The 23,039-nt window shown below is 70.0% G+C and carries 19 protein-coding genes and 1 tRNA gene; 5 read left to right on the forward strand and 15 right to left on the reverse strand.

What is annotated here, in order from left to right:
- Window positions 1-178: 178 nt before the first annotated feature.
- From BT98_RS0103630 to BT98_RS0103640, 3 genes are all read left to right on the forward strand, one after another.
- Window positions 179-1,588, forward strand: a complete 1,410-nt coding sequence (locus BT98_RS0103630; protein ID WP_019461553.1) for an efflux RND transporter periplasmic adaptor subunit — start codon at window positions 179-181, stop codon at window positions 1,586-1,588.
- A 6-nt stretch (window positions 1,589-1,594) separates the two neighbouring features.
- Window positions 1,595-4,765 (forward strand): efflux RND transporter permease subunit, encoded by a 3,171-nt coding sequence (locus BT98_RS0103635; protein WP_019461554.1) that lies wholly within the window; start codon window positions 1,595-1,597, stop codon window positions 4,763-4,765.
- A gap of 160 nt (window positions 4,766-4,925) precedes the next feature.
- Complete coding sequence (locus tag BT98_RS0103640) at window positions 4,926-7,280, forward strand: xanthine dehydrogenase family protein molybdopterin-binding subunit (protein WP_019461555.1); 2,355 nt, start codon at window positions 4,926-4,928, stop codon at window positions 7,278-7,280.
- 83 nt (window positions 7,281-7,363) lie between these two features.
- On the opposite strand, the gene BT98_RS0103645 is transcribed toward BT98_RS0103640, so the two are convergent.
- The 3 genes from BT98_RS0103645 to BT98_RS0103655 form a co-directional block, all read right to left on the reverse strand.
- The gene (locus BT98_RS0103645) at window positions 7,364-8,002 is read right to left on the reverse strand and encodes a hypothetical protein (RefSeq protein ID WP_019461556.1); all 639 of its coding nucleotides are present in this window, start codon (window positions 8,000-8,002) and stop codon (window positions 7,364-7,366) included.
- A gap of 38 nt (window positions 8,003-8,040) precedes the next feature.
- Window positions 8,041-8,979 carry a 1-phosphofructokinase family hexose kinase gene (locus tag BT98_RS0103650; protein ID WP_019461557.1) on the reverse strand — a complete coding sequence of 313 codons (939 nt, stop codon included), beginning with the start codon at window positions 8,977-8,979 and terminating at the stop codon, window positions 8,041-8,043.
- A 99-nt stretch (window positions 8,980-9,078) separates the two neighbouring features.
- A complete protein-coding gene (locus tag BT98_RS0103655; RefSeq protein WP_019461558.1) occupies window positions 9,079-9,786 on the reverse strand; it encodes an SDR family oxidoreductase in 708 nt (235 codons plus the stop codon).
- Between the two features lie 140 nt (window positions 9,787-9,926).
- On the opposite strand from BT98_RS0103655, the gene BT98_RS0103660 reads away from it, so the two are divergent.
- Window positions 9,927-10,562 (forward strand): DUF938 domain-containing protein, encoded by a 636-nt coding sequence (locus BT98_RS0103660; RefSeq protein WP_019461559.1) that lies wholly within the window; start codon window positions 9,927-9,929, stop codon window positions 10,560-10,562.
- Window positions 10,563-10,575: 13 nt separating this feature from the next.
- On the opposite strand, the gene BT98_RS0103665 is transcribed toward BT98_RS0103660, so the two are convergent.
- Window positions 10,576-11,745, reverse strand: a complete 1,170-nt coding sequence (locus tag BT98_RS0103665) for a multidrug effflux MFS transporter (protein ID WP_019461560.1) — start codon at window positions 11,743-11,745, stop codon at window positions 10,576-10,578.
- Window positions 11,746-11,922: 177 nt separating this feature from the next.
- Window positions 11,923-12,471, reverse strand: a complete 549-nt coding sequence (locus tag BT98_RS0103670; RefSeq protein WP_157223113.1) for a DUF2141 domain-containing protein — start codon at window positions 12,469-12,471, stop codon at window positions 11,923-11,925.
- 356 nt (window positions 12,472-12,827) lie between these two features.
- On the opposite strand from BT98_RS0103670, the gene BT98_RS27115 reads away from it, so the two are divergent.
- A complete protein-coding gene (locus tag BT98_RS27115) occupies window positions 12,828-12,974 on the forward strand; it encodes a hypothetical protein (RefSeq protein ID WP_155985194.1) in 147 nt (48 codons plus the stop codon).
- A 27-nt stretch (window positions 12,975-13,001) separates the two neighbouring features.
- Here the strand turns inward: BT98_RS27115 and BT98_RS23135 are convergent, their stop codons facing one another.
- From BT98_RS23135 to BT98_RS0103725, 10 genes are all read right to left on the reverse strand, one after another.
- On the reverse strand, window positions 13,002-14,879 hold the full coding sequence (locus BT98_RS23135; RefSeq protein WP_019461564.1) for an AI-2E family transporter: 1,878 nt from the start codon (window positions 14,877-14,879) through the stop codon (window positions 13,002-13,004).
- Window positions 14,880-15,040: 161 nt separating this feature from the next.
- Window positions 15,041-15,385 (reverse strand): PsiF family protein, encoded by a 345-nt coding sequence (locus tag BT98_RS0103685; RefSeq protein ID WP_037249766.1) that lies wholly within the window; start codon window positions 15,383-15,385, stop codon window positions 15,041-15,043.
- 104 nt (window positions 15,386-15,489) lie between these two features.
- Window positions 15,490-16,218: a gamma-glutamylcyclotransferase gene (locus BT98_RS0103690; protein WP_019461566.1), complete on the reverse strand. Its 729-nt coding sequence runs from the start codon at window positions 16,216-16,218 to the stop codon at window positions 15,490-15,492.
- 225 nt (window positions 16,219-16,443) lie between these two features.
- On the reverse strand, window positions 16,444-16,803 hold the full coding sequence (locus tag BT98_RS23140; RefSeq protein WP_019461567.1) for a DUF6481 family protein: 360 nt from the start codon (window positions 16,801-16,803) through the stop codon (window positions 16,444-16,446).
- Between the two features lie 304 nt (window positions 16,804-17,107).
- Window positions 17,108-17,183, reverse strand: a tRNA-Lys gene (locus tag BT98_RS0103700).
- A gap of 105 nt (window positions 17,184-17,288) precedes the next feature.
- Window positions 17,289-18,440 carry a rod shape-determining protein RodA gene (gene rodA, locus BT98_RS0103705; RefSeq protein ID WP_019461568.1) on the reverse strand — a complete coding sequence of 384 codons (1,152 nt, stop codon included), beginning with the start codon at window positions 18,438-18,440 and terminating at the stop codon, window positions 17,289-17,291.
- A 1-nt stretch (window position 18,441) separates the two neighbouring features.
- Entirely contained in the window at window positions 18,442-20,346 is a 1,905-nt protein-coding gene (gene mrdA, locus BT98_RS0103710) for a penicillin-binding protein 2 (RefSeq protein WP_019461569.1), read from the reverse strand.
- A 25-nt stretch (window positions 20,347-20,371) separates the two neighbouring features.
- Complete coding sequence (mreD, locus tag BT98_RS0103715; RefSeq protein WP_019461570.1) at window positions 20,372-20,920, reverse strand: rod shape-determining protein MreD; 549 nt, start codon at window positions 20,918-20,920, stop codon at window positions 20,372-20,374.
- A gap of 52 nt (window positions 20,921-20,972) precedes the next feature.
- Window positions 20,973-21,845, reverse strand: a complete 873-nt coding sequence (mreC, locus tag BT98_RS0103720) for a rod shape-determining protein MreC (protein WP_019461571.1) — start codon at window positions 21,843-21,845, stop codon at window positions 20,973-20,975.
- A 48-nt stretch (window positions 21,846-21,893) separates the two neighbouring features.
- Window positions 21,894-22,937 carry a rod shape-determining protein gene (locus tag BT98_RS0103725; protein ID WP_019461572.1) on the reverse strand — a complete coding sequence of 348 codons (1,044 nt, stop codon included), beginning with the start codon at window positions 22,935-22,937 and terminating at the stop codon, window positions 21,894-21,896.
- Window positions 22,938-23,039: the final 102 nt, after the last annotated feature.

Here is a 23,039-nt window from a genome sequence, read left to right on the forward strand (position 1 = left end):
GCCATCCCTCCGTGTGACGCCCTGCCCCGAATCTGTCCGCAGCCGGGGGCGGGCAGGAACAATGCCGGAATCCCGCCCGCGAACCCCCATGGTTCTGTGGGCGGTGCCGTCCGGAGCCCCATCAGACCGCACCCGGGCCCCTTCCCGGTTGTCCGCGGATACGCCTGGAGTAGCTACGATGTTGGGACGTATCGCCAAGGGCTCGCTCGGCCTGTCGCTGGGCTGGTCGGCGCTTGTTGCGCCAGCAACCCTCGTCGCTTCCACCTTCGCCGTGCCGGTCCTGCTTTCGCCGCTCGGCATCTCTGCCCCATGGGCCGCCACGGCCTGGGCCCAGGGCGCGCCGCAGGGCCCGCCGGCGGTCGGGGTGATCCAGGTGCAGCCGCGCCCGGTCACGGAAAGCACGGAATTCGTCGGCCGCATCGAGGCCACCGACCGCGTGGACCTCAAGGCCCGCGTCACCGGCTTCATGCAGGAGCGCCTGTTCCAGGAAGGCCAGGAGGTGAAGCGCGGCGACGTGCTCTACCGGCTGGAACGGCCGCCCTTCGAGGCCCAGGTGGCCCAGGCCCAGGCTTCCGTCGCCTCGGCCGAGGCCGAGCTGACCAATGCCCGTGTCTCCCTGACCCGCGCCCAGGACCTCGCGCGCAGCAACTTCGGCACCCGCGCCAACCTGGATACGGCGACCGCCCAGGAACGCACCGCCAACGCCAACCTGCTCTCCGCCCAGGCCCAGCTGCGGGTGGCGCAGATCAACCTCGGCTACACGAACATCATCGCGCCGATCGACGGCCGCATCGGCCGCACCAACCTGACCATCGGCAACGTGGTGAGCCCCGATGTCGGCACCCTGGCGACCATCGTGTCGCAGGACCCGATGCGTGTCTCCTTCCCCATCAGCTCCCGCGCCGCGACCCAGCTCTACGAACGCTATGCCAACCGCGGCGGCATCGATGCCATACGCGTGCGCGTCCGCCTGAACACCGGCGAGCTGTATCCCGAGAGCGGGAAGATCGAGTTCATCGACAACCAGATCAACCGCAACACGGACACGATCCTGGTGCGCGCCCTGATCGCCAATCCGGTGCGCGGCAACAGCAGCAGCGGCACGATACCGGCCCGCTCGCTGATCGACGGCCAGTTCGTCAACGTCTATGTCGAGGGCGTGGAGCCGGTCCAGGCCATCGTGGTGCCCCGCGCCGCGGTGCTGCAGGACCAGCAGGGATCCTACGTCTTCGTGCTGGATGGTGAGAAGAAGGCCCAGCGCCGCGACATCACCCTCGGCCGCGCGCTCGGCGCGGACACGGTGGTGGAGAAAGGCCTGAACCCCGGCGATACCGTGGTGACCGAGGGCATCCAGCGCGTCCGCCCCGGGCAGCCGGTGAACCCGGCCCCGGCGGCGGAGGCCACGACGCCCGCCGCCGGCCCGGTCGAGCCGGGCTCCCCCGGCGGCGCCGCGCGGAACCAGGCGCCGAACGCCACCACCACGGGCCCGGCGCCCGGCCCGAACCAGGGCCCCTCGCCCTCCGGCCAACCACCTTCGGCACCGCCCAGCTCGCAGCCCACGCCGCAGAACCAGCGCAACCCCGGCTGACCGACGATGATCTCCTCCCTCTTCGTCGACCGGCCCAGGCTGGCCTTCGTCATCTCCATCGTGATCACCATCGCGGGTGCCATCTCGCTGATGCGCATCCCGGTGGCCCAGTTCCCGGACATCGTGCCGCCCCAGGTGCAGGTGAGCACCACCTATCCGGGCGCCAACGCCGCGGTGATCGAGAGCACCGTCGCCCAGGTGCTGGAGGCGCAGATCAACGGCGTCGAGAACATGATCTACATGTCCTCGAAGAGCGCCAATGACGGCACCTACAGCCTCACCGTCTCCTTCACGCTCGGCACCAACGGCGACATCGCCACGGTGAACGTGAACAACCGCGTCCAGGCCGCCCTGGCGCGGCTGCCGCAGGAGGTCCAGCGAAACGGCGTGACGGTGCGCAAGCGATCCTCCTCGGTGCTGCTCTTCGGCACGCTCTATTCCGAGGGCAACGCGCAGGCACCGCTGTTCCTGTCGAACTATTTCACCATCAACATGAAGGACACGCTGGCCCGCGTGCCCGGCGTGGGCGATGTGTCGATCTTCGGCTCGCAGGACTATTCCATGCGCGTCTGGTTCAACGTGGACCGCCTGGTCAGCCTGAACCTCACCCCCTCCGACATCGTCTCGGCGGTCCAGGCGCAGAACGTGCAGGCCGCGGTGGGCCGGCTGGGCGGCCGGCCGGCGCCGGACACCCAGCAGTTCCAGATGACGCTGCAGACCCAGGGGCGCCTGACCAGCCCCGAGGAATTCGGCAACATCATCATCCGTGCCAACACGGACGGCTCGGTGCTGCGGCTGCGCGACATCGCGCGGCTCGAACTCGGCGCCCAGAGCATGGAGACGGAGAACCGCTACAACGGCCAGCCGGCCGTCGCTTTCGCGATCTATCTCTCCCCCGGCGCCAATGCCGTGAACGTCGCCGCCGCCGTGCGCAAGACGCTGGAGGAGCTCACCGGGCGCTTCCCGGAGGGCATGAAGACCAACGTCTTCTACGACACCACCGACTTCGTGAACGACACCATCCACGAGGTCATCAAGACCCTGGTCGAGGCCTTCGTCCTCGTCGTCGCGGTGGTGTTCTTCTTCCTCGGCTCCTGGCGCGCCACCATCGTGCCGACCATCGCCGTGCCGGTCAGCCTGATCGGCGCCTTCATCGTGCTGCTCGGCCTCGGCTACTCGGCCAACACCATCTCGCTGCTGGCCATGGTGCTGGCCATCGGCATCGTGGTCGACGATGCCATCGTGGTGGTCGAGAACGTCGAGCGCGTGATGGAGGAGGAGCCGCACCTCACCCCGGCCGAGGCCACCAAGAAGGCGATGAGCGAGATCACCGCGCCGATCATCGCCATCACCCTGGTGCTGCTCTCGGTCTTCGTGCCGATCGCCTTCATCCCCGGCCTGTCGGGCGAGATGTTCCGCCAGTTCGCGGTGACCATCTCCGCCGCGATGCTGATTTCGGCGCTCAACGCCCTGTCGCTCTCGCCGGCGCTGTGCTCCATCCTGCTGCGGCCCAGCCCCCATGCGGCCCATGGCGGCGGGCGGCGCGGCATCATGGGCCGCATCCTGAACGGCATCGACTGGACGCGCGACCGCTATGCCGGGATCGTGGCGCGGCTCGTGCGGGTCTCCGCCCTGTCGCTGCTGCTGATCGCGGTGCTGGCCTTCGGCACCTGGGAACTCTCCCGCCGTACCCCCACGGGCTTCCTGCCGCAGGAAGACCAGGGCGCCTTCTTCGTCCAGGCCCAGCTTCCCCCCGCCGCCAGCGTCTCCCGCTCGCGCGAGGTGGCGAAGCAGATCGAGGAGATGGTGCGGCAGAACCCGGCGGTGCTGGGCACCCTCTCGGTGGTCGGCTTCTCGCTGATCGACGGCGGCGCGCAGTCCAACTCCGCCTTCGTCGTGGTGCGCATGAAGCCCTTCGAGGACCGTGAAGGCGCCATGGGCAGCGTCCAGGCCGCCATCGGCCGCGTCTTCGGCCAGGTGCAGTCGATCCGCACGGCCAATGCCTTCGCCTTCAACGTGCCGCCCATCCAGGGCCTCGGCACCGGCGGCGGCTTCGAGTACGTGCTGCAGGACTACGAGGGCCGCTCGCCCGCCGATCTCGGCTCCGCCGCCATGGGGCTGATCGCGGCGGCGAACCAGGACCCGCGCCTGTCGGCGATCTTCACCACCTTCACCGCCAACACGCCGAGCCTCTACCTCGATGTGGACCGCGACAAGGCGCAGTCCCTCCAGGTGCCGATCAGCAGCATCTTCTCCACGCTGCAGGCGACCCTCGGCGGCTACTACATCAACGACTTCAACCTTTTCGGCCGTACCTGGCAGGTGAACCTGCAGGCCGAGTTCCCCGACCGCGCCAATGTCGAGGACCTGTGGCGCATCTTTGTCCGCAACTCGAACGGCGACATGGTCCCGCTCAGCGCCCTGGCCACGGCCCGGGTGGTGCTGGGGCCGCAGACCATCGGCCGCTACAACAACTACCGCGCCATCACCATCCAGGGCGCGCCTCGCCCCGGCGTCTCCTCGGGCGATGCGCTGAACGCGATGCAGGAGCTGTCGGGCCGCACCCTGCCCGCCGGCTACGGCTTCGAATGGACCGGCACCGCCTATCAGGAGCGCCTCGCCTCCGGCCAGACCGGCATGATCCTGGCACTGTCCGTGCTCTTCGCCTTCCTCTTCCTCGTGGCCCTCTACGAGAGCTGGGCCATCCCGGTGCCGGTGCTGCTCTCGGTGATCGTGGCCATCACCGGCGCCTTCCTCGGCCTGTTGTTCAGCGGATTGTCGCTGGACATCTACGCGCAGATCGGCCTCGTCGTGCTTATCGCCCTCGCGGCGAAGAACGGCATCCTGATCGTGGAATTCGCCAAGGAGGCCCGCGAGGGCGGCAAGAGCATCCGGGAGGCCGCCATCGAGGGATCGCGCCTGCGCTTCCGCGCGATCATGATGACGTCGATCGCCTTCATCCTCGGCCTCGTGCCGCTGGTGACGGCGCACGGCGCCGCCTCCGCCTCCCGCCGCGCGGTGGGCACGCCCGTCTTCTGGGGCATGCTCGCCGCCTCGCTGGTCGGCATCTTCTTCATCCCGATGCTCTACGTGACCATCCAGTCGTTCCGCGAGAAGGTGAAGGGCTGGATGGGCAGCAGCGGGAGCGACCGCCCGCCGGCCCAGCCGGCGGCGTAGGGACGCAGGCCAGGAAGGGCCGGAGAGGGCGACCTCTCCGGCCCTTTTCCTTTGGGCGCCCCGTTTGCCGGCCGTCTCACCGGGGCGCCCTTCCCCCTTCCCAGGCACCCCGCTCCCGGCCGATGATGCCGCCACGTTTCCGGGTGGGAGGATCAGAACCATGGCCAAATTCGGCCTCAGCCAGTCCCTGCGTCGCGTCGAGGACCCTCGTCTCCTGAAGGGCGAGGGCCGCTACACGGACGACCTCGCCGTCGCCGGCACGGCCACGGGCTACCTGCTGCGCAGCCCTCACGCCCATGCGACGATCCTCTCCATCGACACCGCCGATGCGCGGGCCATGCCCGGCGTGCTCGCCATCTACACGGCGGAGGACCTGGCGGCGGACGGGATCGGCCCCCTGCCCCATGCCGGCAGCCTGAAGAACCGCGACGGCTCGCGCTCCGCCAATGCCCCGCGCTTCCTGCTCGCCAGCGGCAAGGTGCGCCATGTCGGCGATCCGGTGGCCTTCGTGGTGGCGGAAAGCCTGGATGCCGCCAAGGATGCGGCCGAGGCGATCCTGGTGGACTACGACCCGCTGCCCGCCTGCACCGACCTCGCCGCGGCCAACGAGCCCGGCCAGCCGCAGGTCTTCGACGACGTGCCCGAGAACCGCGTCTTCGACTGGGAAATCGGCGACAAGGCGAAGACCGACGCGCTCTTCGATTCGGCGGCGCATGTCACGCGCCTGACCGTGGTGAACAACCGCATCGTCGTCGCCTCGATGGAAGGCCGGGCGGCGCTCGCGGAATACGATGCCGCGACGGAACGCTTCACCCTCCAGGCCACCAGCCAGGGCGCCTGGCACCTCAAGGACATGCTGGCCGAACACGTCTTCAAGCTGCCCAAGGAAAAGTTCCGCGTCGTCACCCACGATGTCGGCGGCGGCTTCGGCATGAAGCTCTTCTGCTATGTCGAGTACGGGCTGGCCTGCTACGCCGCGCGCAAGCTCGGCCGCCCGGTGAAATGGACGGCGGAGCGCAGCGAGGCCTTCCTGTCCGACACGCATGGCCGCGACAACATCACCCTGGGCGAGCTGGCGCTGGACAAGGACGGCAGGTTCCTGGCGCTGCGCACCCGCAACCTCGCCAACATGGGCGCCTATCTTTCGCAGTTCGCCGGATTCATCCCCACCGCCGCCGGCACCAAGGTGCTTGCCAGCGTCTATGGCTTCCAGGCCATCCACGCCCATGTCATCGGCGCGCTGACCCACACCACCCCCGTGGACGCTTATCGCGGCGCCGGGCGGCCCGAAAGCAACTACCTCGTCGAGCGGCTGATCGACGCGGCGGCCCGCGAGCTGGGCATCGACCGCGCCGAGCTGCGCCGCCGCAACATGGTGCCGCCCAGCGCCATGCCGCACACCACCCCGGTCGGCCAGAAATACGACAGCGGCGACTTCGCCCAGGTGCTGGACGAGGCGCTGCGGCGCGCCGACTGGGCCGGCTTCCCTGCCCGGCAGGCGGAGGCCCGCGCCCGCGGCAAGCGGCGCGGCATCGGCCTCGCCTACTACCTGGAGGCCACGGGCGGCGACCCGAGCGAGCGTGCCGAGGTCCGCTTCACCGAGGACGGCCATGTCGAGGTGCTGGTCGGCACCCAGTCCACTGGCCAGGGGCACGAGACCGCCTATACCATGATCATCGCCGAGCGCCTGGGCGTGCCGGTGGACAGGATCCGCGTCCGCCAGGGCGATTCCGACGAGATCCCGACCGGCGGCGGCACCGGCGGCGCCCGCTCGCTCTATTCCGAGGGCACGGCCCTGCTCGCCACCGCCTCCACCGTGCTGGAGCGCGGCCGGCAGGCCGCGGGCGAGGCGCTGGAGGCCTCCCCCGCCGATATCGAGTTCACCACCACCGGCGCGCTTGATGGCGGGGGCCGCTTCTCCATCGCCGGCACCGACCGTGGCATCGGCATCCTGGAACTCGCCGCCCGCCAGCGCGCCGCCGCCGCGCGCGGCGAGCAGGCGACGCTGCTCGACGCCGCCGAGGTCGCGGAGGTGCCCTTCGGCACCTTCCCCAATGGCTGCCACATCGCGGAGGTCGAGGTGGACCCGGAGACCGGCCTGATCGGGATCGCCCGCTACCTGGTGGTCGACGATGTGGGCCATGCCATCAACCCGCTGATCGTGCGCGGGCAGGTGCATGGCGGCGTGGCCCAGGGCGTCGGCCAGGCGCTGCACGAGCATACGGTCTATGACCCGGAGAGCGGCCAGCTCCTCTCGGCCTCCTTCATGGACTACGCCCTGCCGCGTGCCGAGGACCTGCCCGCCATTGAGGTGGACCTCGTCGAGATCCCCTGCGAGACCAACCCGCTCGGCGTGAAGGGTGCCGGAGAGGCGGGCGCCGTCGGCTCGCCGCCCGCGGTGATGAACGCGCTGGTCGATGCCCTGGCCCCGGATGGCGTGACCCATCTGGACATGCCCGCCACGCCCGAGCGGGTCTGGCGGGCCCTGGGGCAAGCCCTGTCCCGGGCGGCCTGAGCCCCGGCGGCGCCGGATTGCCCAACGGCGGCGCGGGGAACGGAGGGCCGCTCACTTTGCCCGGCGCGTGCCGGGCGGCCCCCTCATGGCAGGCCGATGCGGGGCGTGGCGCAGGTATCGAGGCCCTTCCGTTCCTCCACCCCGCCATCGGCATAGACAACCCGGAGGTCATAGACGCAGGTGCCCGGCTCCCGTGGCACCGAGCGCGCCGCCCCGGGCGGGACAGCGCCGCGCGGCCCCAGAAGCTCCGGCCCCCAGTTCCCCAAGGTGGAAGGCGTGGCGTAGAGCTGGGCGATCACGCGGCCGGAGCGGTTCACCAGGCTGAAGGCCGCATCGCCGGGAACCGCGCCGGCCATGGGCGAGGCAGGCGGGAAGACTACCTGCCGGTCCCGGCAGACATCGACGCCGCGCCGGTCCAGCACCATGCCCGCTGTGGTCACGGCCCGCAGGTCCAGCACGCAGCCGCCCGCCCCATCCAGGCGGATGCGGCGGCTGCCGCCATCGGGCAGCACTCCGCCGCGCAGCCGCTCCGGTCCCCAGTTCGGCACCTGGGCCGGCGTCGCATAGACGGAGCGGATCGGCTGCCCCGTCCGGTTGAGCAGGGTGAAGGCGTTTTCCTGGGCGCGGGCGGGACCCGCGGAGGCCAGCAGCGCGGCGCCCAGAAGGGTGGTCTCCAGAAGGGTGGTCCGAAGGGTGGCCGGAATGGAAAAAGGTCCGATCATCTCCCCGTTCCTTGCCTTGCTGTGCGCAACGGGCCGGTTCAGCCCGGCGGCAGGGCAATGCGCTGGCGCAGCATCCGGACATCCGCCTCTCGCGGATGCGCGGTGCCGGGGTTGGACACGGCGGCGGCGCCGGCGGCCATGCCCCAGGCGAAGGCCTCCTCCGGTTCCGCGCCCCGCGACAGCGCCATCACCATGGCCGCCAGGAAGCTGTCGCCGGCCCCCACTGCGCCCTTCACCTCGACCTTGAGCGCCGGCAGGCGGATGGTGCGCTTCTCCGTGGCCAGGATCGCCCCATCGGCGCCCAGCGTGACCGCCAGGATGCGCGTCCTGCCGGAACGGACGATCTCGGTGGCGGCCGCTTCCTGCTCGCGCAGGTCCTTCAGCTCGCGTCCCGCCAGGGTCTGGAACTCGCTCAGGCTGGGCTTGATGAGATCGACGGGCGCCTCCAGCGCCTGGATCAGCGCCTGGCCGGAGGTGTCCAACACGAAGCGCAGCCCGCGCCCGGCGGCGATCCGCGCGGCCCGGGCATAGAAATCCATCGGCACGCCGCGCGGCAGGCTGCCGCTGCAGACGAGCCAGTCGCCCTCCACGGTCTCCAGCACGCCCAGCGCCGCCTGCCATTCGGAAGCGGCGATCAGCGGCCCCTCGGGCACGAAGCGGTATTCCAGGCCGGTGGAACGCTCCAGCACGGTCTGGCTGATGCGGGTGAAGCCCTGCACGGCGATGGACTGGCGCGGCACCCCGGCCTCGTCCAGCAATTCCTCCAGCAGATGGCCCGTGGCGCCACCCGCCAGCATCAGCGCCAGCGTCTCGCCGCCGAACTCCTTCACGACACGGGACACGTTGATGCCGCCGCCGCCGGGGTCATGGGCTTCGGACTCGGTGCGGATCTTGTGGATCGGGCGGATCTTCTCCGCGACGCTGGTCAGATCCACCGACGGGTTCAGCGTCAGCGTCACGATGCGGGACTTCGTCAATGGCGCGTGTCCTGATCCTGGGGTTTCCCGCCGGAGCATGCCACGGCCCGGCCGCCCCATCCAAACCCGGGGGCGGCCACGATGCCGCTACTCCGCCCACTACTCCGTATAGATCATCTTCCGGGTCATGCCGCCGTCGGTGACGAACTCCGCCCCGGTGACGAAGCCACTTTCCGGGCCCAGGAGCCAGGCGATCAGCGCCGCCGTGTCCTCCGGGCGGCCGACCCGCCCCACCGGGTGCTGGGCATGGTCCTCGGGGCGCAGGGCCTCGCCTTTCGTGTCGATCCAGCCCGGGCTGACACAGTTCACCCGCACATCGGGGCCCAGGCTGATGGCCAGGGCATGGCTCAGCGCCAGCAGCCCGCCCTTGCTGGCGGAATAGCTCTCGGTGTCCGGCTCCGACTGGTGCGCGCGGGTGGAGGCGACCGTGACCACCGCGCCCTTCGCCGCGCGGAGCATCTCCTCGGCGGCCTTCACCAGCAGGAAGGTGCTGGTCAGGTTCGTGGCCAGGACCGAGGACCATTCGGCGAGGCTGAGCTCCCGGATCGGCTTGCGGATCATGAAGCCTGCGTTGCAGACCAGCGCATCGAGGCGCCCCTCCCCGCGCCGGATGCTCTCGGCCAGTGCCCGCACTGCCTCCTCTTCCGCGACATCCGCCCGGACGAAGCGCGCCGCGACATCCGGCGGCGCCTCCGCGCGGTCGGCGATCACCACCCGGTAGCCGTCTTTCGCCAGTCGCCGGGCCACCGCCAGCCCGATGCCATGGGCGGCGCCCGTCACCAGCGCGACGCGTTGCTCCTGCCGCATGATCCTGCCCTCCTGTCTGCCGTCCATGAAGCGCCCGGCAGGCGTGGCGGCTGCATCCGCCGCCCCGGAACGGAGCGGCTTGCCGGATGCCTGGCCGCGAGGCTCATGATGCGCGGAATGGAGCAGAAGGATCGTGGCGCATGAGCGATGGCGGCATGAATGGCGCGGAGGATGCCCGGCGGCACGCTCCGGCGGCGGAGCGCAACCGGGAGCCTATCCTGGCGGTGCTGCGGCGCCACCTGCCGGCGGAAGGGCTGGTGCTGGAGGTGGCGAGCGGCACGGGGCAGCACGCGGTGCATTTCGCCGAGGCCCTGCCCGGGCTGGTCTTCCAGCCGAGCGACCCGGACCCTTCGGCGCGGGCGAGCATCGATGCCTGGGCCGCGGCGAGCGGGTTGCCGAACCTGCGTCCGGCGCTGGAGCTGGATGCCAGCGGCGGCCGGAACTGGCCCGCGCTGCGCGCCGCGGCAGTGCTGTGCATCAACATGATCCACATCTCGCCCTGGGCCGCGACGCTGGGCCTGATGGCAGGGGCCGCGCGGGTGCTGCCGCCGGGCGGGGTGCTGGTGCTCTACGGTCCCTACCGGCGGGATGGGGTGGAGACCGCGCCCAGCAACGAGGCATTCGACCGCAGCCTGAGGCTCCGCGATCCCGCCTGGGGCCTGCGGCGCCTGGAGGACGTGACGGCGGAGGCGGAGAGGCAGGGCCTGCGCCGGCAGGAGGTTGCGGAAATGCCGGCGAACAATCTCTGCCTGGTGTTTCGCCGCGAGGGTGGCTGAGCCGCAGCGCCCTTCAGGCGGCGCGGCGGCGGAACCAGTCCGCGACCAGGGCGCCGCAGACGCCGAACAGCATGGTGAAGGCGAGCGGCCGGGCCGTGCCGTCGCTGAGCACACCGACCACGAGCGAGGCACTGGCGGCGATGGTGAACTGCAGCATCCCCATCAGCGCCGAGGCCGAGCCGGCCCGCGTGGCCTGCCGCGACAGGGCACCCACCGCCGCGTTGGGCATGATCAGCGAGGAGGCGGCGATGGCGAAGAAGATCGGAAGGAAGACGCTGAGCAGGCCGAAGGGCCCGGTCAGCGTGACCACGACCAGGACGAGAATGGCGGCGCAGGAGAAGCGCGCCGCCCAGCTCATCACCCGGTGGTGGCCGTAGCGCCCGACCAGCCAGGGATTGACCTGGGACATGCCGATGAAGCCGATGGCGTTGATGCCGAAGAGCATGCCGAAGACCTGCGGGCTGACGCCGAAGATCTCGATGAAGACCGGCGGCACGCCGCCGAGATAGGCGAACATCACGAACATCATGAAGCCGCCCATCAGCATGTGGGTGACGAAGCTGGGATCGCGCAGGATCGCGATGTAGCGCGCGAGCAGGCTGGCGGCGCCGAGCGAGACGCGGAGTTCCGGCGGCAGCGTATCCGGCAGGAAGCGCCAGACCAGCAGGCAGGACAGGATGCCGTAGAAGGCCGAGACCCAGAAGATCATGCGCCAGTCCGCCACGCCGAGCAGGAGCCCGCCGAGGGAGGGTGCCAGGATCGGCGCCACGCCCATGATCAGCATCAGGCGGGACATGAGGCGCGTGGCCTCCAGCCCCTCGGCCTTGTCGCGGATCACGGCGCGCGGGATCACCATGCTGGCCGAGCCGCCGAAGGCCGCCAGGGCGCGGCAGATGGACAGGGTGGCGAGGTCCGGCGCGACGGCGCAGCCGACCGAGGCCAGGGTGTAGATCGCCGTTCCCACCAGCAGCGGCCCACGACGGCCGAAGCGGTCGGACAGCGTGCCCTGGGTGATCTGCCCCACGGCCAGCCCCATGAACCAGGTGGCAAGCGTGACCTGCGCCGAGCCGGCACCGCTTCCCAGGCTCTCCTCGATCGCCGGGAAGGCCGGCAGGTACATGTCCGTCGAGATCGGACCGATGGCGGTCAGGAAGCCGAGAAGCAGGGGAAGCCAGGAAGGCATCAGGGCACGGGCACCGGTGGAGGGCAGCGATGCGGCGGCATCGGGGCAAGGCAGGAGGCGAAGCCCGGACCCTGCCGCAAACGGGCCGCCGTGACCATGGGCGCGATCATGGATTCGCCCGGACGCCTGGGGGTTATTCGCGTTCCGGCCTGCCGCCGCCCGGTTCGTTTCGGAGGTTCAGTAGCGCAGGCCGACCGTCACCTCGGTCAGGCCGGGCCCCGCCTGGAAACCGGCCTCGCGCAGGGTCGGCGCGCGCAACGGAGTCGGGGCGTCGTTGGAGAAGCCGTAGCCCTCCTCCGGCAGCCCGAGCAGGGAACGGTTGAAGTGATGGTCGGCGTTCTCGTCATGATAGATGGAGACGGCATAGAGCCCCGGGCCGGAGATGGCGAAGCAGGCCCCCAGCTGGGTTGCGCCATTGAGCGGCACGCGCTGCCGCGCAATCGAGCCGCCGCTGGCGAGGAAGCGGTCGGGCTGCGAACCATAGAGGGTGACGGCCACCTCGCCCTTGCCGCTGCGCGCACCGACGACATGGACCATGATCCTCGGGTTCTGGCTGGTGGCGTTGCAGGGCATGGCGCTCTGCTCGGCGGAGCCCGGGCCCTCGGCACGGACCTGTCCCGCAGACACGGAGGCCCAGAGCATCGCCCCGGCGCATGTCAGGGCCAGTCTTGTCCAGGCCAGGCTCCGGGCGGTGCGGCGGCCCGGGATTGTGGATCGCTTCGTCATGGCGGACCTGTCCCCTGATCTCGCGTGACCCGAGTGCGTGGCCGGCGGGGCCGGAGCCCGGGCTGTCATCCGGTGTCGTCCGGCAGGGCGATACCCCTTCGCCACCAGCTTGTCTGCTGTCGATGGCGCGACCGAGCCATGGCCCGGAAGCAAGTCTTATGAAAGTTACATAATTTGCCAGAGGTCCAATGAATTCTTGTGCAAGACACATAATCACTAGAAAAACCTACCAGACATACTTTGGCATCATCGCTTTTGACTTGAATCGGATGCTGGGAGGGTCCATCTTGCAATGCAGCGAAACAGGGAAACGGGCGCAGTCAGGCGCCCCCCTTCCGCAGATGAGGGAAATCGAGATGAACACTTTCCGTGAGATGGGTGAGTCGATGATCCTGGCCCATGAGGGCCAGCGCCAGCTCGCCGAGATGCTTTTTGCCAAGCTGCGCAACTTCTTCAGCCATATCCGTGCCGCCCGCTCCGCCGCGGACGCCGTCTATCGCTGATCCGACCGAGCAACAGCCGCCGGCTTCTCAGCCGGCGGGCTGCTCCTCCTCATCCTTGAGGGCCCAGGCCGACACGGCCTGACAGAGTGCCACGGTTTCCCGCAGGGACGTGGTGATGGTTTCGCCGGGATTCTCGCTCCGCAAGGCGGAAAGCATCAGGCTCCCGGCCGGTGCGTGCCAGAGCGCCACCACGATCCGGGTTTCCGGCAGGCGTCGCCTGATACGGCGCAGGAAATGCCGCACCCCCGCAGCGCTGCTGCCTTCCTCCAGAACCGACAGACAGCAGAGACGGATCGCCGCAGGGTCCAGCCGCTCCAGATTCGCCGTCTCCAGCACGTTGTTGCTTTCCGCCCGCGCGCCGAAGCCGTGGCGCCGGAAGATCTGCACCGCCATTTCCGCGGCGAGGTCGTCAAGCTCCCCACGCCCGGCGATCACCACCATGGCACCATCTGTGCGCCAGGACGGCGCCGGCAATCCCTGGCGAATCGGGATCGCATCAGGTTCCACGAACTCGTCGCCCAGGGCCGAGACGGGGGTGGGCGCGGACAGGCGGACCGGCGGGTCCTCGACCCCCATGGCCAGATCCTCCAGCAGCATGGCCACGTGCTGGCGCAGCTGCCCGAACTGCTCGGGACCCAGCTCCTCGCGCATACGGTCCTCCTGCGCCAGGGTCAGGCCGCGCAGGGCAACCTCGTCGTAATAGACGGCGAGTGGCGTGTGCCGCAGCATCTGCCGCGCCTGGGCCACCAGCCCGTCCACGTCCCCTTCCAGTGCCCGCTGGTAGAAGGTCTCCTCCGGCCGCAGCGGCGGCCCGTCCCCCAGCATGATGTCGAGGAACTGCATACGCTCGACATGCCGCCCCAGCACCACGAGGCAGACGGTGAGCGGCGTCGCCAGCAGCAGGCCGATGGGCCCCCACATGAAGGCCCAGAAGGTGGCGGAGACGATCACCGACACCGGCGAGAGGCCGGTGCTGTGACCATAGAGCAGCGGCTCCAGCGCCTGTCCCATCAGGGGCGCGCTGCAGGCGAAGAGCAGCAGCACATAGACCGCCATGGACCAGCCGGGATCGACCGCCAGGGCCAGCAGAACCGGCGGCACCACGGCGATGGGCGTGCCGACGAAGGGCACGAAGCGCATCACCCCGGCCAGGATGCCCCACAGGACGGGATTGGGCAGGCCGATAAGCCAGAGGCCGGTGCCCACGAAGATGCCGTAGCTGGCATTGAGCGCGACTTGAGCCAGGAAGTAACGCGACAGTCGATAGGCCGCGTCGGTCATCGCCGTCATGGTGCGGTGAAGATCCCGCGTGCCGGCGAGGCGGATCAGCCGGTCGCGCAGGTCCTCCCGGTACAGAAGGACGAAGATGGTGAAGACGACCACGATGCCGGTGGTGGCGATCGGCCTGAACAGCGGCTCCGCCACGCCACGGGCCAGTTCCAGCGGTGTGAGGTCGGACTGCCCTGAGGCGGGCGGCGGGCGGTGGATGGTGCGCGAGGTGTCCTCCAGGTTGCCCATGCCGCGCAGCAGCATGTCCACCTGCCGCACCAGTTCGTCCAGGCGCAGCGCATTGACTTTGCGCTGGATCGCCTCCTGGTAGGTCGAGAAGTTCCCGGCCAGCTGCGCCCCCTGGCGGCTGACCGCCAGGCCGATGCCAAGCAGCAGGGCGAAGGCCAGCAGCACCGAGATCAGCACGGCGGGCACGCGCGGCAGGCGGAAGCGGCGCAGGACGCGCACCACCGGGGCCAGCACGAAGGCCAGCAGCACCGCCAGCACGATGGGCACCAGCAGATCACGGCCGAAATAGAGGCCGGCGATGACGATGGCGCAGGCGATCAGGGTCATGATGCCCCGCGCCGGGATGGCGACCGGCAGAGGCGGCCGTCTGGTCTCGAACATGCTCATGCAACCGCCTGCTATGCCGCCCCGCCCTGGCCCCCGCCGCGACGGGCGCGGGATGCGGAGGCAACGCGGGCCGGCCATCCGGGTTCAGGCGGGCTACCCGGCCCTGACGCATCGCACCACAGGCCGGGCCATTCGGGCAATGGCCGGGGTGAAGCTGCGCGCTAGTGGCCGGACAGGCAGGCGCTCATGAAGCTGCGCCGCTGGTCGCCCGCCAGCTTCTTCGTGCCGGCCTCGGCGTTGCAGCTCCGCATACGGTCCTGCTGGGTGGCGGGCGCGGCGGCGCTCTGCACGCTGTCCGCCTTGCCGGAGAGGCATGCGCTCATGAACTGCTTCCGGCCGTCGCCGGCCAGGGAACGGGTCTTGGCCGTGGCGTTGCAGTCCTTCATGCGCTGCTGCTGCGCCGCCTGGGCTGACGATGGGACCGACGGCTGGGCAAAGGAGGCCGAACAGGCGCCGGACAGGCCCAAAAGGGCCGCCGAAGCCAGGAGAGTCGGGAACAACCGCATGGCTGGAAGATTCTCCGTTGCGACAGGCTCGTACCCGTCCGGCGCAGCAGAAACAGGTTTGGCCGAGGCAGGCAAGCCTTCTCGTCCGGCCGCGGAACGGCTCTTCAGGCGGCGGCGCCGAACCCCGCCACCAGCGCGGCGAGGCGCTCGATGGCCGGATCGCTCAGCCCGAGGGCCTCCAGGCCCTCCCGCGTGCGGAACAGGTAGTCGGCGGAGGAGCCGATCTGGCCCCGCGCGGTGGCGAGCCGGCGCACCGTCTCGGCCTCGCCAAGCCGTACGCATTGTGGTCCGGCGGGGTCGATGGCGAAGGCGATGCCCTGTCCGAAGACCTCCCCCCGGGAATCGTGCAGCGGTACCCAGACAGGGCGATAGGCGCCGGTCAGCATTTCCCGCCGCCAGAGCAGGGAAAGCTCGTCCAGGAGATTGCCCTCGTCCAGGCGAAGAGCGACGCCGTCGCACCATCCGCCCTCGTCGAGAGCCAGGACGAGGCCGGGATTCTCAGGCGTGCCCCGGCCGATCGGGGTCGAAAGGCAAAAGGAGCGGTGCCATCCCTCCACCCTCGCCACGCGCCGGTCCACATGATGGATGGTGGGGTTCCACATCAGGGAGCCATAGGCGAAGACCCAGGCTCCTTCTTCCGCCGCGGGCCGTGCCGCCAGGGTCTGCCGCAGCGACGCCTCGCGCTCGGCGTCGCTCATCAGGCGCAGGTCAGGCACTGCGGCGGCGACCATCCGGTCCAGCTTCCCCGAACGCAGCAGGTCTCGCGTCAGGACATCGGAGAGCGGGATGTCCTCGTCAGGCGCGGCCAGGGAAGATGGATCGGTCAGGGACATGGGCTCCGGGTCCGCGTCGCCACGCCTTTCGCCGGCGCGAAGTTACGCGGCCCCCTATGCAACGGCCGCCTCGTCCTGGGAACGGGCCAAAACCCGATCCAGGCCATCACGAAAACCGATGTTTCGCGGGGCCGTCGCCGTTGGCAGGCCGATCACGCTGGCCAGTCCGGACCGCCCCGGAGGTCTTTCCCGGGCTGCGCGGCAGCACCGGGGCGACCAAGCAACTCAGCGCTGGTGCTGCGCCTTGCGGGCATCCCGCGCCGCCTGATGGCCGGCCAGGATGGAGGCGACGCGCGAACGGGTCATCGGCTTGCGCTGGCTCTGCTCGCGCAGGGCGGCGGCGCGGGCTTCGGCCTTGGCCTTGCGCTCCTCCTTCTGGCGCTCGATCTCGGCCAGACGCTCGGCGCGGCGGGCGGCCATGCGGGCATCGCGGGCCTGCTCCGCGGCGAGGCGTTCGGCGCGGCGGGCGGCGAGTTCGGGATCATCCTGGGTCGGGCGCGCACGGAAAGCCTCCAGCATCGCCTGCTTCGCCTTGGCCTGATCCTCAAGCCGCTGGGTCAGGCTTCCTGGGGTATGCTTGCTCATGCTCAGGCTTCAGCCTCCTTGCTGTGTGAAAATGGAATGGTCCGGCACGATCCCGCCGGGCACGGATGAGCGGTGCCTTCCGGCCCCTGCCTGCCGCGACAGGGCGGCGAAAGCATAGGACGAGCCGGAGGGACCATGCCGCTTCAGCATAGCCCAGGAATATCGGTTCCGGAAAAGAAACGGTTCAGCGACCCGCGAGGACAGGGCTTGGGGCTTTTCGCCCGGGCGAGGATCCCGATGGAACCCCGGATGTGCCGTCCACAGTGACAGTGGGTCGAATACCAGATCGAGGATTGGGAAGGAATGGTGGGCGCACTAGGGCTCGAACCTAGGACCCGCTGATTAAGAGTCAGCTGCTCTACCAACTGAGCTATGCGCCCGACCGTTTCGAACCGCTCCGCTTTTCAGCGGTGCCGTCCGTGTCGGTGGCGCCTATTTACCGTCTTCCGCGGCAGGGTCAACCCCCCTGCCCCAATTCTTTGCCGCTATTCCTTTGCCGCCGCGAACTCGGCGTCACGATGCACCCAGACGCTGGCCAGCAGGCCGAAGCCGACCATGGCGGTGATCATCGCCGAGCCGCCATGGCTGATCAGGGGCAGCGGCACGCCGCCCACCGGGATGGAGCCGGTGACCATGGCGATGTTGATGAAGACGTAGAGGAAGAAGTTGGTGCCGAGCCCGATCGCGACCAGCCGGCCGTACTGGTGGCGGCAGCGGATCGCGACAAGGAAGGCGAAGACGACGATCAGCGCGAGCAGCCCCAGCGTGGCGATCGCGCCGAAGAAGCCGAATTCCTCGGCGATCATGGTGAAGATGAAGTCGGTCTGCTTCTCGGGCAGGAAGTTCAGGTGCCCCTGGGTGCCCTGCAGGAATCCCTTGCCCCAGAGCCCGCCGGAGCCGAGCGCGATCTTGGACTGGATGATGTTGTAGCCCGCGCCGAGCGGGTCGCTCTCGGGGTCGAGGAAGGTTGTGATGCGCGCCTTCTGGTAGTCGTGCAGGTGGTCGTAGGCGATGGGCGCGGCGGTGCCGATGGCGGCGAAGAGCAAGGCGAAGAGATACCAGCGCGCGCCGGAGGCCCAGAAGATCGCCAGGCCGATGGCGCCGGTGATCAGCGCCGTGCCGAGATTCGGCTGCTTCAGGATCAGCGCCATCGGCACCAGCACGGCGATGGCGGGCGGGACCAGGAAGAAGAGGTTGCCCATCCTTTCCCACGAGGCGCGGTGGAACCAGGAGGCGAGCGCCAGGACCAGGAGGATCTTCATCAGCTCCGAGGGCTGGAGCTGGATCGGGCCGATATCGATCCAGCGCTGCGCGCCCTTGCCCACCTGCCCGTGCAGCATCACCAGCACGAGCAGGCCCAGGCCGAAGGCATAGCCGAGCCAGGAGAGCTTCGCGATCACGCGGATGTCCACCAGCGCGATGCAGACCATCAGGATCAGCCCGAAGGCGAAGCGGATGGCGTGCTTGCTGGCATAGATGGCCGGGTTGCCGCCACCCGCCGAGTAGAGGGCGACATAGCCGACACCGGCCAGGGCGCAGAGCATGAGGATGAAGATCCAGGGCATGGCCCAGAGCTTCTCCAGGACGCCGAAGCCGCGCTCGACGCGCAGCAGGCGGCGCTCGTAGAGGCCGGACATCTCAGCGTCTCCCCCCCGGGGGCCGGGGACTGGGGTCTTCCAGGGGGCCGGCATCGGCCACGCGGGGCCCGGCGGGGGTCGGCACCTGCCGGAAGCGCTCGATGGTGTCCATCATGATCTGCTTGCCCAGAGGGGCGGCCGCGGCGGAGCCGGCGAGGCCGTGCTCGACCACCACGGCCACGGCGTAGCGCGGGTCCTCATAGGGAGCGAAGCAGACGAAGAGCGCGTGCGGGCGCCATTCGCGCGGCAGGTTCTCGGCCCGGAAGCCGCGCTCCCGCTGCTCGCGGGTCACGCGCTTGACCTGCACGCTACCCGTCTTGCCGGCCAGGATGCCATAGCCTCCGGGCAGTCGCCCGGCGGCGCCGGTGCCGCGTTCCTCGTTCACCACGGCGTACATGCCCTCCCGCATCAGGCGCAGGTCGCGCTCGGACATGCCCAGGGAGGGCCAGTCCTCCGCCTTCACGCCCCGGATCAGCTTGCCGCCGATCGCGTGGGTCAGGTGGGGCTGCACCGCCCTGCCGGTGGCGAGGCGGGCGGTCATCGTGGCCAGGGAGAGCGGGGTGAGCTGATAGAAGCCCTGGCCGATGCCATGCACGATGGTGTCGCCCAGGTTCCAGGGCTTGCCCTGCTTCAGGCGCCATTCGCGGGTGGGCACGAAGCCGCTGCGCGTGCCCGGCAGCTCGATCTGCAGGTCCACCCCCATGCCGAAGCGCTTGGCCATGGCGGCGATGCGGTCGATGCCGGTGCGCTTGGCCATCTCGTAGAAGAAGACGTCGCAGGAGAGTTTGAGCGCGTTGCGCATGTTGATCGAGCCATGGCCGTAGCGCGACCAGCAGTGGAAGCGCGTGTCGCCCAGGTCGTAGTAGCCGGGGCAGAAGACCCGGTCCTCCGGCGTGACCACCTTGGCGTCCAGCGCCGCCATGCCCACCACCATCTTGAAGGTGGAGCCCGGCGCGTAGAGGCCGTTCGTCACCTTGTTGATCAGCGGCGTGGAGCGCTTGCTGGTCCACTCCTTCCATTGCGCGGCGGAGACGCCGGAATCGAAGAGAGCGGGGTCGAAGGAGGGCTGGCTCGCCATGGCCAGGACCTCGCCCGACTTCGCGTCGAGCACGATGGCGCTGGTGCCTTCCTCGCAGCGGCCGCGCACGCTACGCTGGAGCTGGGCATCGACGCTGATCTGGATGTCCTGGCCCGGCACGCCCTCGCGGCGGTCCAGCTCGCGGATCACGCGGCCGACGACGTTCACCTCCAGGCGCTGGGACCCGGCACGGCCGCGCAGGATGGTGTCGTGGTAGCGTTCGATCCCCGCGCGGCCGACGCGGATGCCCGGCAGTTCCAGCAGCGGGTCGTTGCCGATGTCGCGTTCCGCCGGCGGAGCGACGTAGCCCACCACATGGGCGAGCTGCTCGTGCTCCGGATAGTCGCGCGTGGTGCCGACATCGACGCTGATGCCCGGCAGGTCCGGCGCGTTGATCTCCAGCAGCGCCATCTCGTCCCAGGTCAGGAAGTCGCGGACGGTGACGGGGATGAAGCGGCGGCGGCGGCGGATGTCGCGCTCGATGCGGGCCTTCTCGTGGTCCTGCAAGGGCAGCAGCTTCGAGAAGGTCTCCAGCACCGCCGGCACGTCGCCCGCCGATTCCGCGGTCAACAGGGCGCGCCAGTTCAGCCGGTTGGCGGCGACGATCTCGCCGTTGCGGTCCATGATGCGGCCGCGCGGCGGCGCCAGGAGGCGGGTGGAGATGCGGTTCTCCTCCGCCAGCGTGGCGTAGCGGTCGCCCTCGTCCACCTGCAGCCGGTGCAGGCGGTAGCCGAGGAAGCCCAGCCCGCCGAGCTGGATGCCGCCCAGCACCAGGGCGCGACGGGTGAAGATGGAGCGCCGCCGCTCCTCCTCGCCCCGGCGGCTCATGGCTGCCCTCCCGGGTGCCGGATGCTCATGCCAGGCTCTCCGCCTGCTGCATGGCCACGTGGATGCGGGTCAGGATGGCCGCCACCGCCGGGTAGGCGCCGGCGGCGAGGCCGGCCTGCACCAGGGCGGCCATGGGGGGGGAGAGCTGCCAGCTGAGCACCGTCTGAAGAAGGTAGGAGAGCCCCGCCACCGCAAGGGCGAAGGCGCAGAAGATCAGCCAGACCGTGGCGAAGGAGCGCCGGGCGACGAAGCGGCGCAGGCGGAAGGCGGTGCCGTGCACCAGCAGCAGGGTCAGGATGCCCTGGCCGAGCGGGGCGAAGTTCAGCAGGTCCTGCAGGAAGCCCAGGCCGAAGACCGCCAGGGCCGGCATGGCCGAGGGGCGGAAGACCGTCCAGAAGAAGACGCAGCCCAGCACCAGGCCGGGCCCCAGCGTCGGCAGCCCGACCGGGGTGGCGGCGAGAATGAGGACCAGGGCGGTGCCGGCCACCGGAATGGCGGCACGCGCGACGGCGTCCAGCCGGCGCAGCAGGCCGGGCGCCGGGTCCGGCTGCCCCAGGGGGGGATGCCGCCACATCAGAGGGAGGCCGGGCCGGGAAAGGACGAAGGGAAAGAGACGGGCATCGGCGCTACTTCCGGGGCTCCGGCCGGGACTCGGGGCGGACCACCGCCTCCGGCGGCAGGATGCCGGCCAGGCCGAAATCGAAGATGCGCACCATGTCCAGCCGGCCGAGCTGCGCGAAGAGCTCCACCTCCGGCGCGCCGGAATCCTCCGACCAGTGGACCACGCCCACAGGCAGCCCCGTCGGGAAGGCGGCGGCCTCGGCGCTGGTGACCACCCGCTCACCCTCCTGCGGCGGCGTGCCCTCCGGCCAGTGCTGCAGGCGCGGGCGGGCGCCATTGGTGCCGATCATCATGGCGCGGGAGCGCGAGCCCTCCAGCACCACCGGGATGCGGCTGTTGATGTCGGTGACCAGGAGGATGCGGGCGGAACGCTCGCCCACCTCGGTGATGCGGCCGGCCAGGCCGCGCTCGTCCAGCGCCACCTGCCCCTTGCGCAGGCCGAGTCCCGGCGCCTTGGCCACCAGCACCGCCCGGGCATAGATGCCGCCGGCATCGGCCACCACGCGCACGGTGTGGTAGGTGGCGGAGGCGGTGGAGACGAAGGAGAGCTGGCGGCGGAGCTGGGCGTTCTCGGCCTCCAGCGCCAGGGCGGCATTCTGCCAGCGGAGGAGGAACTCGTTCTCCTCTCGCAGCCGGGCATTCTCGCCGCGGATCTGCCAGAGCTCGCTGGCCTCCTGCGCCAGCCCCTGCGCGGCCTCCACCGGCCGCGACAGCACGGCGTAGAACGGCGCGAGCGAATCGGCCAGCGACATGCGCAGGCGCTCCACCAGCAGCGGATCGGCCTTGCCCAGGAGCATCGCCCCGAAGGCCGCCGCGATCAGCACGGGCAGAGTGAGCCGTGACAGGGCCTGCCGGAGCGGGATGCTCAGTCGGATCATTCACACGAGTCCTGGCGGGCGCCCGGCATGGCCCCGCGATGGGAGTCCTCAATACATCGAGGACAGGACGTGGCGAAGCCGCTTCATTTCCTCAAGGGCCCGGCCGGTGCCGAGCGCGACGCAGGACAGGGCCTCGTCCGCCACGGAAACGGGCAGGCCGGTCGCATCGCGCAGCACCTGGTCCAGCCGGTACAGCAGGGCGCCACCGCCGGTGAGGACGATGCCCTTGTCCACGATGTCGGCGGCCAGTTCCGGCGGCGTGTTCTCCAGGGCGACCTTCACCGCCTCGACGATCGCGGTCACCGGCTCGCTCAGGCTCTCGGAGATCTGGCGCTGGCTGACCCAGACCTCGCGCGGCACGCCGTTCATCAGGTCGCGGCCGCGGACCTCGATGACCGGGCCTTCCTCGCCGTAATCGGGCACGGCGGCGGCGCCGATGGCCATCTTGATGCGCTCGGCCGTGCTTTCGCCGATCAGCAGGTTGAACTGGCGGCGGATGTAGCTGATCACGGCCTCATCCATCTTGTCGCCGCCGACGCGGACGGAACGGGCATAGACGATGCCGCCCAGCGAGATCACCGCGACCTCGGTGGTGCCGCCGCCGACATCCACGACCATGGAGCCGGAAGGCTCGGTCACCGGCAGGCCGGCGCCGATGGCGGCCGCCATCGGCTCCTCGATCAGCAGCACCTTGCGGGCGCCGGCGCTCTCGGCGCTCTCCTGGATCGCGCGCCGCTCGACGGCGGTGGAGCCGGAGGGCACGCAGATCACGATCATCGGCGAGGCAAAGGAGCGGCGGTTGTGCACCTTGCGGATGAAGTGCTTGATCATCTCCTCCGCCACCTCGAAATCCGCGATCACGCCGTCGCGCATCGGGCGGATGGCGGCGATGTTGCCGGGGGTACGGCCGAGCATGTGCTTGGCTTCCTCGCCCACGGCGAGGACCTGCTTGCGGCCACGGAGATCGGCGATGGCCACCACGGAGGGCTCGTTCAGAACGATGCCGCGGCCCTTCACGTAGACGAGGGTATTGGCGGTCCCAAGATCGATGGCCATGTCGGCCGAAAGGAAGCCGAACATGCGGGAGAACATGCGCTTGACGCCTCGTGCGTAAGGAAGGGGGTAGCGGGGAAGCGCGCCTGACTAACCCCCCTGGCGCCCAGGCTCAAGCCCTTGTCGCACCCATTGCCGGCA

Origin of the sequence: Roseomonas mucosa ATCC BAA-692, from assembly GCF_000622225.1 — a bacterium.
Taxonomy (GTDB): domain Bacteria; phylum Pseudomonadota; class Alphaproteobacteria; order Acetobacterales; family Acetobacteraceae; genus Roseomonas; species Roseomonas mucosa.